Here is a 14,939-nt window from a genome sequence, read left to right as displayed (position 1 = left end):
CTTGATGAAATTTTCTTAAAAGGCATGAACTTAACAATAAGCTAGTCTCTAAGAAGCATATTCATATTAATTATGAATATAGAAACGGGTATTACCTGAATTAAATACTTGGGTTTTTGGGATATGCGATTAGTTGAGAAGCTAATTCTTCTGTAAGCCTAGATTTTTTGATATTCAACTTAATACGAATTATTTTAAATCTTGCATTCCGATTATCGCAGTAATGATATCTCTTAATTCGGCAATAACTTCCGGTGGTATGTCAGAAATAAAATTCTGTTTATTAATTAATTTAATTATTTTATTAATATCTTTTCCCTTACAATCATCAGGTAAATATTTTTCGAGTGATCCTTTTCGAAGAATATAACAACCATCATCCTTTTGTTGCTTTATATAGTTATCGATTATTTGATTTTCATAGGGCTTTAAATCATTCCTAAGTCTTTGGTGCCGACCTTTTAGATAAACCCACATCTCCTGTAAGTTTTTTAAATTCTTTGTCTCTATTGCACCTTCAAGTATCTCTAAAAAGGAAGTACCATCTTTAGAAGCAGAATCGCATAAAGATTTTTTAAGTTTATTATTGTTTACCTTAAATAACGGTTTAAAAGTTGATGGGTCTAAATCTAAAATATAATCTAAATCTGCTATTATGGCGCATTTTATACACAATAATTGAAGTAATTTCATATAAATTTTAAATCGATTTTTACCTCCAACTTCAATAAACTCTATTACTTTCGAAGGTGATTCTTTAACACTCTTAGGATTTGAGACATAAAAATAATTAAATAAAGCCTTGAAGAATATACGATCTGAAACTCCCTCTACTAAAACAACTTCATCTGCAAAAAAGACAATCTCATTGTTCTGACTGTTAATTATTTGTAAAAGGTGCTTTGCATTGGGAAAGTCCTGTTTATTAAGTCGAATTATCTTGCTCTGATTTTCAAAACTAAAAACTCTTGAAACAAATTCTATAGAGCTTGGCGTAATAAATGACGGGGAATGAGTTGAGATTATGAATTGGTTATGAGTTTTCTTAGAAAGTTTAATGAAGAGATCAAATAATAGCTTCTGCCAATGTGGGTGCAGATGAAGCTCAGCCTCATCAATAATAATTACTGCTTCCCGAACGTTTAAAAAATAAATTACAAATAAATAGGTCAATAACTCAATTTCACCAGATGAAGCAGAGCTAATCAAAAATCTTTGCCCGTTTTTTTTAAGCTCTAACTCATATTGATTCGTATTAGAATTCTTACAAATGATATTCCAGCTATATCCCAAATCATTTAAGAATTTATTGAGTTCTTTGATGTTTGCCAAATTATTCAAATATTCAATTGGGTTTACATGGTTATCTAAATGAGAACGATATTTTTGAATTAATTGTCCGAGCGCTAAATTTATAATTCGTGAATTTGAACGTGAAGTTGCGGAATTTACTGCTTTTTTTAATTCATATTCATCATATTGATTTAATTCCACTAGGGTTTCAAAATTCGTACTACGATTTGCTGGTAAAAATATAAAAGGGGTTACAAATGGTTTTCCTTCATATTTATCTCTGATTTCTTCATACCTTTCACAGAGTGATATATAGGTGCGGAAGAACTCTGCTCCTTTAATATTCTTGGACACTATGCTAAATGTGTTATCTTCTATTTTAAATTTAAATTTCTCTCCAGCTTGAATTAAATTTAAATCCCATGCTTCTGTTAGAATTACTAAGCCTGATTTAGAATATTTACTTCCTGAAATTTTTAGTAAATGCTGTGCACTACTTTTCATTTCTAACATCTTTTCTTTATCTTCAATAGTGACTTCAATTTCAATTTCAATAATCTGCTTTTTATCGCCTCCTAAACTATGACGTTCTAGAATCAACGTATCTATTTTTTCATTATGAACATATTGAACTTCCGGTCCTTTTAATTGAGAACATTGGGTGCCAGAAACATACTTTCTTACAACAATTACTAATATATCTAATAGATTGGATTTGCCTCCACCATTAGGCCCGATAATTATAGAAATGTTGTCATCTAAAATTAACTCAGCTCTATTTAAAAAATTTTTTACATTTTCTACAGTTAGTTTGCAAATTCGCATTAATCGTCCCTTTTATGACTAATTTGGTATTCTTAACTATTTTAGAATCCATTAAACTTGCTGATTGATATATTTATACAGTGTAGTCTTTCCTACACCCACCATCTTGCATATGGATTGAATGGAATGTTTTTTATTAGAGTATAAAGTTTTGACAAGCTCTTTTTGTTCATTATTAAGCTTTTCTGGTCTTCCTCCCTGCCGGCCTCTAGCTCTTGCAGCCTCAAGTCCAGCAAGTGTTCTTTCCTTAATCAAATTACGTTCAAATTCTGAAAGTGCGCCAAAGACATGAAACATAAATTTGCCTGAGGATGTCTCAGTATTAATAGCCTCAGTTAAACTATGAAAGCCTATTCCTTTTTCTTCTAGCTTACTTACATAAGAAATAAGATGTTTAAGAGAGCGTCCTAACCTATCCAATCGCCAAACGACTAAAACATCACCAGGTCTAAGATAATTTTCAACTCGCTCTAAACCAGGTCGGTCCGAAACAGAGCCACTAATTTTATCAGTATAAATTTCTTCACAACCTGCTTTCTTGAGTTCATCAAGTTGCAAGTCTAAATTTTGTTCATGTGTTGACACTCGTGCATATCCTACTCGCATTTCTAATCCCTTTGTTCGTAAAGTCTAAAACATTTATTTAAAATGAACTTTGATTAATATACAGAGTTTAGGAACTGAATTTAAGGTTAAATTTGGGATTTTTAATAGGCTAATTGAAGTGTACGGAAACCCATCATTATTTAAACATCGGGTTACTAAGTTTAATTTTTGAATATCTATTTTAGAAAAATATTAGATGAAAGTTGTTAGCTTAATTGACTTTAATAATTTCCTTTAACTCAGCCAAACTTTGGCGAGACAATCAGGTTTATGCCTCACCAATTTTTGCGACACGTTTTTATTAGTGATAAGTATCCTTAAATTTTTTCATTTCCTTACCAATACGCGTTAATTCTTCATCATCCATAATTCTTTTAACTTGCGGAAATAATTTGGTCTCTTCTTCATGCGCATGGTGTTCAACATCTTCTTGAAGTTGTTTAAGACCTTCTCGCCAATTTTCCGTATCATTCATCTTATTTAGTTTGTCTATAAATTTTTTAGCACTATGTTCCTCAGAGATGAGATGCCTTATTTCCTCATTCCATTGTTTATTTGATTTAAGTTGTGGATACCATATTTGTTGTTCCATTTCTTCGTGACGTATTAATTCATCACGAATGGTTAAAAATAACTTTTTTTGAGTTTCTTCCCGATGACTTGGATCATTTAAATCTTTGAATAAGCTTCTAACTTTATTGTGTTCTTGGATTAAAAAATCAATTGCGTTCATTAGTGCCCTCCTAAGCTAAGTTAACCCTATCTTATTGTGCTCAATAATTGAATGAGCAAGAAATTTCTTAACAAATCCTTTTTATATGAACATGATTATTTAAATTTATCAAGTTTAAAAAATTTTAGATGAAATAAAAACAGCTGTGTTGCAAAATTAAATCAATTGTTTTACAAATTTTCTGTTTCTTTATCTGCTATAGCTGCATATTTGGTATTATATTCTTTCCAAAAAGGACAACAGAAGCCATGTCCTACGGGATATTTTATAAAATTAATAGCGGGATTGCTTATTTGAACTTGTTTAAAATTTTCTAGTGAAATTAGTTCATCAAAGTCAGCAAAATGCAGAAGTACTGGGCTTTTTGGTCTTTCATCCTTAAAATTAAAAAAATGTGTTCCATAATAGGCTACAATGGAGCTAATTTTCTCAAGTCTTGCTGCTGATAACCAAGCTAATGTACCGCCCCAACTAAATCCAATAATATGTATTTTTTTTAAATTTTTTCTCAAAAGAAAGTTTTGGGCAGCAGCTACATCTAATAACTGTTTATCCCAATTTAAAACTCGCTGTTTATAATCTAATGCTTTTTTATATCCATGTTCATCATATGGTATATTTACGTGTTTATCATAACGATCATACAAAGCTGGTGCAATCACAGAATATCCTCTTTTGGACCAATAATTACAAACATTGGTAATAAAGGGTGTCAGGCCAAAGATTTCATGTAATATAATGAGGCCAGATCCATCTGCAGTTGTGGGAAGAGCATGAATTGCTTCTAAACAATGGCTATCTTCTTTAATTTGAATAATTTTATTTAGATTCACTGTAATAATGACTTGATTGCCTATAAGTTGTGCAAATTTACTTTTTTTGCAAAGAAAATCAACTGAAGCAGGCCTATAATTTAAAGCAAGATTTATAAATTACTGGCTTATTATTTGAGCTAATAAGTCACAGCTACTAAACTCTATAAATGCGAAGCTTATCAATTTCTATATTTATAAATTAATATTACTGCCACTAAATTGAGTAATGCAAAAATAGTAATTAACCAAGCTATAGCATTAAATCCTGCTACAGCGGCATGTTTGGTTGCCGTTATTAATGCAGAATGCAGAGGTTCTCGCATATGTTGAATGCTTGGAAAGAAGCTACTACTAGCAGTTTCCCATTGCTGATAAAGCTGCGTTTGTAATTGATGGTTAACTTTATAACTTTCAAGTATACGAGAGAAATGATGTTCTGTGCTTTGATGGTAAATTATTCCACCTAGAGAAATGGCTAGAATAACGCCTAAATAAATACTCTTTACTACCATGCCAGATGCTTCGCCTGTTTTTTCTTTTGGTAAGGCAGCTATGGCAATTTTAGGAAATAGGGTTTGTGAAATACCGAAACTAAGGCCAGCCAATATTAGTGGTAATATAAAATAAGAATAATGGGTCATTACAGTGGTATGTGCAAAGATAAAAAAACTTAATGTTGATAATATAAATATCAAACAAATAACAATACCTTCATATTTAAACCATTTTAATAACCAGTTAGACAATAAAGAGCTAAAAAAATAAGCTAAACATAATGGCAAGATAGCGAGACCTGCTTGTTGTGTATTGTAATTTTCTAACAATGGATTTTGTATTAATAAATTTAAGAAAAATAATAGAGCATTCATAGCGAATGCATACATACATAACCCAATTAAGCTAAGGCTAAAAAAAGGATTGGTAAAACTTTTTAAATCAAGCAAAGGATAAGGTATTTTTGTTTCTACATATAAAAAAATTACTAAAGATATTATACCTACAGTAAGACTGCTTAAGGTTTTGATGTCTATCCAGCCCCAAATGTTACCTTCTACTAATGCTAGTACGATAGCGGTAATGCTAATAATAAATAAAATTAGTCCAATAAAATCCATTTGATTTACTGACCTATTTTTATTATTAGACGCACATAATAAAATAATAATACAGGCAAATACCATTACACCTATATTCACTATAAAGACAACTCGCCAATTAAGTATTTCTGCTATTATCCCGCCAATAACTGGCCCTAAGGCCATACCTAAGCCAGATGCAGCTGACCAAATACCAAAAACAAAAATTTGTTTGTCTTCTGGAACACTATCCCGAATAAGTGAAGAGGAGCCAGGAAAAACGAAGGCAACGCCTAAACCCTGTATTGTCCGACCTAGAATAAACATCCAGCCATTTATACCAATAGCAATGACAAATGACCCTAAAGCAAATACCAGTGAGCCAATTAAAAAAATAGTGCGTCGGCCAAAATTATCTGCTAGCTTGCCGCCTACAACAACTAACGCAAGAATGGCTAATAGGTAGCTATTAAATAACCACTGAGCGGTAGTTGTTGCTAAATTAAATTCTTTAATTAATAACGGTGTTAAGTTATAAAATGTTGTAGCATTAAATGCTAAGGTAAAAATACTAATAGCTATAGCAAATATTAATAGGCCAATTTTTTGTTGATTACTTTCTACAGCTTGAGCATTCATATAATTTTCTCGCCTTTATTAATGCTAAAGTTGTGTCTAACTTATTGTTAGATATCGTATAAGCTAACTATTTTACGGTATAATTAATGGCTTTCCTTTGAAAGAAATATATAATCTGGTTTATTAAATAGGTCCGGGCCTCAAATGATCATCATGATATTCAATTAAGTTATTAACTTCTCCCATTAAAGAATCAAAATCTTCTGCAACTAACTTTTGTTCTTTAAAAAATGTATTGGATTGCTGATAATAACTAACACCTTCTTTCAAGCCAAAAAGACCGGCAAAGAGGAAAACAAAAGCAATAAATGAATAATTTACTAAATCGTCCCTAGCTATTCCTAATTCTCTAAGTGCTCTTTTATTTTGACCATAATAATTTACTGGATAAGATGAGATTAAAGCAGCAACTATAAACATTAATATATAGATTTTTCCCTTATGTTGATAAGGTTTATTGAATTCAAATTGAAAAGGTAATTGTGTTTGTGCAACTTTTGTAAGCCAGTCTCGTTGCTGCTTAAACCAATTTATATCAAATACTAAATGTATAATACTTTCTGGGTTATTAAATTGCTTTAATAAGCATCTTAATAAATAGATTCGAAATAAAAGTGAGGCTTCTTTTTTTTCAGCATCTCGTAACTTTGCTCCTTGTAAAGCAACTTCAGGATTTAAATATTGGCGGTAAATTATATTTCCAAGCTGGCTTTGATCTTCAAAATTTAACTCAAGACCATCAAGTAACTTTTTTAGAGAAAAATAAAAGTAAAATTGCTCGTGCGGTTCACCTAAATTACAGTCAAATTCCAATTCGACAGTATTTTTTATAAGAAACTTTTGCATTTTATTTAGCATAAAGTTAACCCTGTTCTCGTATTTAATATTTTGATTTATCTGATTTTAGTTCTATTTACTAATTACATATACTGTACCTAGTTTTACAATATTAGATTTGCTAAAGGCCTATTTGTTATAAATAATTGATTAGTAAATGTCCCCTCATTGATAAAATTTTTACTTTAGAAGAAAAATAAAGTTCTTATTAATAAATAGCTAATATTTATAAATACTTGTTTAAAATTTATAAGATAAGCATTATTCATTTTATGCTCAATTTAAATTTGATAAGGCTTAGAAAATTTTTATTGCTCATCAAGAGCTTTCTCTACCGCCTTCACTAACCTTGAAGAATCTGGCTTGGTGGTTGAGTAAAAAAAGGTAATGAGCTCTCCTTTACGATTAATAAGATATTTATGAAAATTCCATTTTGGAGCACTTCCAAATCCTAGTTTTTGTTTAGCCCAACGAAAAAAAGGATGAGCTTCCTGGCCTGAAACCACTTCTTTCGCAGTCATAGGAAAAGAAACGCCATAATTAATTCGACAAAATTCAGCAATGTCTTGTTCTGTACCGGGCTCTTGACTACCAAAATCATTTGAAGGCACACCAAGTATTACTAATCCACGATCTTTATATGTTTGATAAAGCTTTTCCAAACTAGCGTACTGAGGCGTAAACCCACATTTTGAGGCCGTATTAACAAGGAGTAAAACTTTTCCTTTAAATTGATTAAGGGGCAAAGGCTGTTGTCCAACCAAGGTATGAAAGGAGTAATTATATGCATTATTATACGGCTTGGAAGTATTATCATTAGCTGAGGCAATATTAGAACTCATAAGAAAACATCCTATTAAATATACAAACTTATACATATAACATATCCGTAAACTATCCGTCATTTTAATTATTACAGCATTGATAATGTGTGATTATATGCAGCTTTTACAAAATAAACTATTTTAAGTAATTGACTGAATAAAGTATCTTTCTAAATTAACTCGTTAAGTTATTCTGAAATGCACTAATAACAGCATTATTCCATTGCTCTGGCTGTTCTAAATTAGACAAATGCCCTGCATTAGAAATAGTAATTAATTGACTGTTCTTAGCAACTGCATGCATTTCTTCGCTTCTCTGAGATGAAATAATCATATCTTGATCGCTGGTAATTATTAATATAGGGATATTTGTATTAGCCAATGCATGAAACATCTTGTTTCTTATGGCCATGCCTCGTAAAGCCGAGGCTAGTGCCACTGGTTTTTGCGAAACTAAAATATGCGAAAGATAAGCTTTGGTACTTTCTGTTGCTTTAGGTGATAATGCTTTTGTTAAAAATTTTTTAACATACTCATCGCTTCCCTTTTCGATAATTTCAGTTGCTAATTTTTCTCGGGAAGCTTTTGTATCTAAGTCATCATCGTTAGCTTGTGTATTAGAAAGGACTAAACCTTCAACTTGACTTGGATATTTTTCAAGAAAAGCAAGAGCTATATAGCCTCCCATGGACTCGCCACCAATAATTGCTTTTTCTATATGTAAATAATCCAATAACTGATGTATTTCATCTGCATAATGAATCATAGAAATTGTACTGCCATCTACAGAAGATGATTCACCAAAGCCCCATAAATCTAAGCTAATAATACGGAATTTCTTTACTAAACCCTTCTCTTGTAGTGACCATAATCTTTTATCTGTTGGGAAAGCATGAATTAATACTAGAGGTTTCCCTTCGCCTATATCATTATAAGAAATAAATTTATTATGATAGTAAAATGAAGCACAATAGCCTATGGTACTGCTTAAAAAGAGTATAGTCGCTATTGCAGCTAAAAGGGATGATGAACGAAGCTTTTTATTCATTTAACTTCCTTTGTACTTTCTTTAATTTAATTAAAAAAATTCACTTTTCCAGTTGTAATATCTTGCATGCCGCCTACCACTTTAATCTTACCCTCTTTAATCAATTTAGCTAAAAGAGGACTTTGGGTTTGGATTTGGTTCATAACTAAGCGAACATTATATTCAGCTATTTGATCTACAAAATGTGAGTTAGAGCAATCTTTTGTTTTATTATCACGAGAGGCTTGAATTACGGCAGGATGAATTTTATTTAACAAGCCAGTTAGATGTCCTAGCTCAACTTCTTGGCAAGCGCCACGTATGGCGCCACAACTAGTGTGACCAATAACCGCTATTAATTTAGCTCCCATTAATTGAGTACCAAATTCCATACTTCCTAAAATATCGCTATTCTGAATATTTCCACCAATTCGGATAGCAAATATATCACCAATACCTTGATCAAAAACAATTTCTGGAGGTGTACGAGCATCCATACAATTTAATACTATAGCTACTGGATATTGGGCGACAGATGTTGCATTAGCCTGCGTTAGTAAATCTCGATTTTTTAATTTTCTATTAACGAATCGGTCATTTCCTTCTTTCAGTCGTTGCAAGACTGCATCTGGCGTTTTGGCTCCTTGTCTTTCTGCTGTCATCACATCCGTATGCAAAGAACTCTGAGCAGTTGTAGAAAGGGATAGTAAGCCTATAAAGGCTGATAAGACTCTAATTTTAAATCCATTTTTAATTCTCATTATATTCCTATTTATTTTAATTGATGATTAAATGTTTCAATATTTATTATTCAAATCAAGGCGTAAATGCGCGCAGGAGCGCCGCTTCCTCCTTTAATCTTCATTGGCGCTACAATTAATTTTGCTCCCAAAATAGGCAATAACTGTAAATAAGCTAGATTTTCTATTCCATATAAATTAGCGCCTAAAATAATTCTATGTGCCCAAAAATCATTTGAATTACCTGGATCGAGACTGGCTGTATCAATACCCATCCCTTTTATTTTGCGATTTACTAAGTATTGTGCTGCTTGTTTAGAAAGCCCTGGAAAATGTAAGTTTTCAATATCACCAATTTTATCTGAACCTAAATATTTTTTTTTGTTATTCCAAAACTTTCCCCATCCTGTATAAAAAAGAACAATATCTTGCTCATTTAAGAGGCGGTACTTTTTCTCAAAATGTTTAATATCGTTTACAGTGATTGCATAATCTGGGTTGTTTTTTGCCTTGGCCCTAACATCAATAACAACGGCATTACCTATAAGCTGATCAGCTGAAATTTGATCAACTGTGTGTCCTTGTTTTGAAAAATGGCGCGGAGCATCAATATGCGTGCCTCCATGTTCAGGAGTACAGAATTTGAAAGCAGAATAAAAATATCCTTTATCGGTAAGGCCATAAAAAATCTTCTGAAGATTAAAACCTTTTTCTGTAGGCCAATAAATTGTATTTTTATTAAAGGAATAGCTTAAATCCAATATTTGATTTACTGAGCTATAGCAGGTAAGCCATGTAAATAAAAGGAACAAAGTAATAAATTTTTTCATCATTTTCAAAAAAGAAAGCTATGGATTAAGTTACTTAAATGCAATATTTAATTTAAAATTTTTATAGTAACAATATCATTTTAAGTTACAGAATATTAATGAGTTTATATTATTTATTCAATCTCAATTTGAAAACCACGTAATAAACTTAGTACCTCTGGTATTGAGAATTTTGCCTTGCGGATATCGTTTTCAGTAGGGTTTATGGAGTAATTTATTGCATCAATAAATGAGGTCGAATTTAAATTAGTATGTATAAAGAGGCTCCTTTCAAAATTAGTTAGCATAAAGTTTCCTTTAGAGAAGTTTCCTTCTCTAAAATCTACATCATGGGCAATACATTCTTCAATAATGATTTCTTTTAAATCCAATCCATAAAAACTTGAATAACTAATATTTGACCGATAAAACTGAACTGGGCTTGTTAACCTAATAAGAGGCCATTTCGCTTTCGTCCAATTAATCCCCATGAGTTTAGATTCTAAGAAGGTAGTGTCACTAAAAGATGAGTTGATTATTTGAATAGCACTTAAATCACATGATAAAAATTCACAATCAATAAATTTACAATTAATTAATTTAGCTTCGTTAAAGTTTGTTTTTTCAAATTTACAATTTTCAAATATCTTATTGTTAATTTCAGATTTCTCTAATCTTAAATTTGACAATCTAAGGTTATAAAATTCAGTTTGGGTAAAAATGTTAATTTGCTCAGTATTTAACATTTAAGATTTATCCATTTGATTAATATTAATAATTTTATAAATACACAACCAAGAGTTGTAACTAAATTAGCACACAAAGCCTCCCTTAAAAACCTCGCTTAAGTCCAAATTTTATAATAATGGAGTAATATTCAACAGGTTTGGCAAAAATATTTCTTAAAAATGTCAGTTATTTCATTTTAAAATAACCAAAATTTAATTAGGGGTAATCTATAACAATTAAAAAAGGTATTGCATTAAAACATGATTTTCGCCACGAAAGAAAAGCTAAAAGAGTGTTACAAAGATTATATGAGCCTTGTAAATACTTAAATCCAGTAACTTTGGATCTTTTGTGTAAGTTAAGCTATCAAGATGGAGTTTTTTACCTACTACATCGAATAAAACCGCATGGAAGATATGGTCGCTATCTGGTGAGATTTTTGTCGCTAAAGAAGGACAAATTGGTCATCATTCTTATCTATGTAATGGTAAAAAAGTGCTTTCAGCAGGCTATTTTGAGTTTGAAAATGGCAAAATGAAAATGGTAAGCAATGAAAGTGGCCATTATACGCCTACAAATACTGAAATGGAGCAAGAGTTGCTCTTCTATTTCGGAATTACTAAAAACAAAGACTTAATTTATGAAGATCACACCGAGGTACCTAGTAAAAGAATAATTTCTCATTATTTGGTCAGAAAAATTATAAAAGAAAATAAAGTTGAGGTGACTGCGCTTCATAGATTTTATAAACCATCGAACTATGGTAAAAAACTTGAGGAAAGTATACCTGATGAAAAAATCTCACATTATCTACCCGATTTTAAACTAATGAATCAAAAAGATAATTCGCATTACCTACCTGACTTTTGGCTACTTAAGCAGAATAGTCCTATTAATGAAACTATCATTCAAAACTCTAAATATAAAAATGATTTTTCCTTTTTATCTACCCAACTTAAATAATTTAAGATTTTATATTTTGACTTGATTTAAAAATTTTAACTATTATATGTCGCCATAATTTAGAATTAATTAAATAATTTTCAAAGGCCATATATCAATTTTTACAGAAGCTTTTCTTATAGCAAATGAACTATTGGATTATTGGTTTTACTTTCCCCTAATAAATTAAATAAAAAATTGATGGAGTTTGAATGAAAAGTCGTTTTTTCGAAAAAAGTATCAAGCCCAATTTGTATTTTGAGTAGAATGCAGCTAGAAACCAAGATTGGTTGAGCATCCGTCGTAATTTTGTGGGCGCCTATCTATCTGCATATATTGCTTGTAGCTTTGAAGAATTACAGTATCCAAACGAGTTAAAGCAGCAAGCTGAAGCTATTTGGGATAGAGCGTACACACAAGGTTATGAAAGTTTAATTGATCAGATTATTCACTCACTAAAATTTTATCTTAATTTTGGTTTTAACGATCCTTTAAAGGATGAAACCGACCAATTAGAAAAACACTTTTTAGATAAAAAATATAATATAACCTTAGTAAGAGAAAAATTTATTAAACTTATTTTACTAAAACGCTATTTTGAAGCTGATTTCAGCGAAGAAAAACATAAAATAGATTCTCAAGCGATGAAAATTGATTATTTAATCGCCCGTTTCCATGACAAGCCCATTGCTTTTTTTGTTTGTAAATATAATTATAAATCAGCGCATGTTTACTTGCGTTTCGTAACACTTTCCCCTGCTTTTCATAGACTAGGGTTAGGCGAAAAAATACTAGACGAAATAGTTAAGAACTACCCTGATGCGACAGGAATGGAATTATATACTCGTAAAGCAAATTCTGGAGCCCAAGCTTTTTATAAGCATGATGGGTTTAATGAAAGTACAGAATTTGAATTTGATAAACCCATTTTAAGTTTAGATAAAAACAAATTATATTTTCCAGAGGATGATCCAACTAACAACCCCAGTGCATTCATTGCCTTTAGCAAACTAACGCACTCTTATCATGCCTAAATTTTATACATCGCTATTATATTAATAGCGATGTATTGTTTAAATCTATTTTAATAAGTTTAAGTAGGTAACATTGCCTTATTTTTCTTTATTAGTGCTTCATTTGTACTTTCATTAAAATCACCTTCCCACTTAGCAATAACAACAGTTGCTATTCCATTACCTATTAAATTTGTTATAGAGCGTGCAATATCCATGAATCTATCTATTCCTAATAGTAAAGCAAGCCCTTCAAGAGGAATAGAAGGTAGAGTTGATAATGTAGCAGCTAGCACCAGAAACCCGCCGCCGGTAACTGCGGCAGCACCTTTTGAAGTTAATAATAAAAGGGCAACCATTGATAATTGTTGGCTAAGAGTTAGATCAATATTAAAAGCTTGAGCAATAAATAAAGCAGAAATAGTTAAATAAATAGATGTACCATCTAAATTAAAGGTATAACCAGTAGGTAAAACTAACCGAACTACCCTTTTAGCACAACCAAATTGTTCTAATTTATTGATCATTTGAGGTAATACAACCTCAGAAGACGACGTACTTAATACAATCAGTAACTCTTCTTTTATAAAACTTAGAAAGTGCCAAAGACTAAAATTTGCTAATTTGCAAACTAAATTTAATACAATAAAAATAAATAGAAAACTTGTTATATAAATAGCGATTAATAGTTGACTAAGTGAAAAAAGCGTATGAATTCCATAAGCGCCAATTGTATAAGCTATAGCTCCAAAAACACCTATAGGAGCTAGTTTCATAATAAAACCAGTTATTGAGAACAAAATTGTAGAAAATAAATCAATAAAACGCGAAATAAATTTTACTTTTTCACCTGCATGTAAAAGACCAAAGCCGAATAAAATAGCTATTAATAAAATGGACAATACATCACCTTTAGTAAAAGCACTGATTAATGTATCTGGAATGATACTAAGTAAAAAAGTTACAGTATTAGAATTAGAGCTTTGCCTTACATAATTAGTTATAGCTGTTTTATCTATAGTATTAACATCAATATTCATTCCCATACCAGGATGATATAAGTTAGCTATAATTAAGCCAATTAATAGGGAAAGAGTTGTAATACATTCAAAGTAAATAATTGTTTTAATACCAATGCGACCAGCTTCTCGAATATTTTTCATACCAGCAATACCGCTGACAACCGTAGTAAAAATAATCGGAGTAATCATCATTTTTACTAATTTAATAAAACCATCACCTAAAGGTCGCATCTTGATCGCTAACTGTGGGTGACTGTATCCGATTAAAACTCCAAAAAGGATGCTAATGAGGACTTGGAAGTAGAGTTCTGTAAAAAATTTCTTTTTTTTCACTAATTGCTTCCTTATGTGTATCAGTAAAATATATAAATTAATGTGCAATAGACTTTTATTTTAAACAAAATACGCTATAAATTTACATAATAACCGTGCTTCTATACTTTATAAACTAAGGGTCAAAGATTGTCATATTTTTGGAGCAGCTTGAAATTTCATTGTCTATCGGCGCTATTTTATAAAATTAGTATGGAGTAAAATCTAGTTTTATAAGACAAAAACGTTCTAATTGATAAAAAACACTATTTAAGCCGCTGATAAGATAATTTATTAAATGAATTAATCATCATAGTCACTTCTATCAAGGCACCACCATTGATTGGACCAAGGCTGATAATCAATTTCTAAAAAATTAAGAATACCTTCTACTTGACGTGAGCAAACTAATGTATGCTCATTGTAATTATTTGTTTTAAACATCTTGATATTATCAAAACGATAGATTTTCCAATCATCACCCTCAACTTGAGAATGTGCATGACATTTTTGTTGATGTGGTTCTGCAATTCCACTATAAAATTTTACTTTGGGTATAGGAAAATGGGTATTTTGATTTTGAATCTCATAATACAACGAAAAATCAGTTTGGTTTTTTATACAAATACTGTTAGCAGAAAAAGCTAAAAGAGAAAAAAACGTAAGAAGAAATTTTTTCATTATTCAACAAAGGAGT

Annotated in this window: 15 protein-coding genes; 2 read left to right on the top strand and 13 right to left on the bottom strand. The window is 30.8% G+C overall.

Translation table 11 applies throughout. The annotated features are described in order from the left end of the window. Positions 1-189: 189 nt before the first annotated feature. The 11 genes from E1P04_RS15375 to E1P04_RS15325 form a co-directional block, all read right to left on the bottom strand. Positions 190-2,118: an AAA family ATPase gene (locus E1P04_RS15375; RefSeq protein ID WP_131783775.1), complete on the bottom strand. Its 1,929-nt coding sequence runs from the start codon at positions 2,116-2,118 to the stop codon at positions 190-192. A gap of 51 nt (positions 2,119-2,169) precedes the next feature. Continuing rightward, complete coding sequence (locus tag E1P04_RS15370) at positions 2,170-2,724, bottom strand: recombinase family protein (protein ID WP_131783774.1); 555 nt, start codon at positions 2,722-2,724, stop codon at positions 2,170-2,172. A gap of 301 nt (positions 2,725-3,025) precedes the next feature. Then, entirely contained in the window at positions 3,026-3,457 is a 432-nt protein-coding gene (locus E1P04_RS15365) for a hemerythrin domain-containing protein (RefSeq protein WP_131783773.1), read from the bottom strand. 170 nt (positions 3,458-3,627) lie between these two features. Continuing rightward, positions 3,628-4,290 (bottom strand): dienelactone hydrolase family protein, encoded by a 663-nt coding sequence (locus E1P04_RS15360; RefSeq protein ID WP_165482817.1) that lies wholly within the window; start codon positions 4,288-4,290, stop codon positions 3,628-3,630. 161 nt (positions 4,291-4,451) lie between these two features. Beyond that, on the bottom strand, positions 4,452-5,987 hold the full coding sequence (locus tag E1P04_RS15355) for an MFS transporter (RefSeq protein ID WP_131783771.1): 1,536 nt from the start codon (positions 5,985-5,987) through the stop codon (positions 4,452-4,454). Between the two features lie 123 nt (positions 5,988-6,110). Beyond that, complete coding sequence (locus tag E1P04_RS15350; protein ID WP_165482816.1) at positions 6,111-6,845, bottom strand: hypothetical protein; 735 nt, start codon at positions 6,843-6,845, stop codon at positions 6,111-6,113. A gap of 287 nt (positions 6,846-7,132) precedes the next feature. Then, positions 7,133-7,666 (bottom strand): glutathione peroxidase, encoded by a 534-nt coding sequence (locus E1P04_RS15345; protein ID WP_131783769.1) that lies wholly within the window; start codon positions 7,664-7,666, stop codon positions 7,133-7,135. Positions 7,667-7,823: 157 nt separating this feature from the next. Continuing rightward, a complete protein-coding gene (locus E1P04_RS15340; RefSeq protein ID WP_131783768.1) occupies positions 7,824-8,696 on the bottom strand; it encodes an alpha/beta fold hydrolase in 873 nt (290 codons plus the stop codon). A gap of 26 nt (positions 8,697-8,722) precedes the next feature. Then, positions 8,723-9,436: a carbonic anhydrase family protein gene (locus E1P04_RS15335; protein ID WP_131783767.1), complete on the bottom strand. Its 714-nt coding sequence runs from the start codon at positions 9,434-9,436 to the stop codon at positions 8,723-8,725. Between the two features lie 50 nt (positions 9,437-9,486). After that, on the bottom strand, positions 9,487-10,176 hold the full coding sequence (locus E1P04_RS15330; RefSeq protein WP_207386043.1) for a cyclase family protein: 690 nt from the start codon (positions 10,174-10,176) through the stop codon (positions 9,487-9,489). Positions 10,177-10,358: 182 nt separating this feature from the next. Continuing rightward, a complete protein-coding gene (locus E1P04_RS15325; RefSeq protein WP_131783766.1) occupies positions 10,359-10,970 on the bottom strand; it encodes a pentapeptide repeat-containing protein in 612 nt (203 codons plus the stop codon). Between the two features lie 478 nt (positions 10,971-11,448). Between E1P04_RS15325 and E1P04_RS15320 the strand changes: the two genes are divergently transcribed. Next, the gene (locus E1P04_RS15320) at positions 11,449-11,916 is read left to right on the top strand and encodes a hypothetical protein (RefSeq protein WP_165482815.1); all 468 of its coding nucleotides are present in this window, start codon (positions 11,449-11,451) and stop codon (positions 11,914-11,916) included. Positions 11,917-12,185: 269 nt separating this feature from the next. Then, positions 12,186-12,929: a GNAT family N-acetyltransferase gene (locus tag E1P04_RS15315; RefSeq protein ID WP_131783764.1), complete on the top strand. Its 744-nt coding sequence runs from the start codon at positions 12,186-12,188 to the stop codon at positions 12,927-12,929. Positions 12,930-12,988: 59 nt separating this feature from the next. On the opposite strand, the gene dctA is transcribed toward E1P04_RS15315, so the two are convergent. After that, the gene (dctA, locus tag E1P04_RS15310) at positions 12,989-14,263 is read right to left on the bottom strand and encodes a C4-dicarboxylate transporter DctA (RefSeq protein WP_207386042.1); all 1,275 of its coding nucleotides are present in this window, start codon (positions 14,261-14,263) and stop codon (positions 12,989-12,991) included. A gap of 282 nt (positions 14,264-14,545) precedes the next feature. Then, a complete protein-coding gene (locus E1P04_RS15305; RefSeq protein WP_131783763.1) occupies positions 14,546-14,923 on the bottom strand; it encodes a hypothetical protein in 378 nt (125 codons plus the stop codon). Between the last annotated feature and the right edge of the window lie 16 nt (positions 14,924-14,939).

The sequence above is a fragment of the Legionella gresilensis genome (assembly GCF_900639865.1).
Lineage (GTDB): Bacteria > Pseudomonadota > Gammaproteobacteria > Legionellales > Legionellaceae > Legionella_C > Legionella_C gresilensis.
The sequence above is the reverse complement of the archived record's forward strand: the minus strand, read 5'-3'. Positions and strand labels throughout refer to the sequence as shown.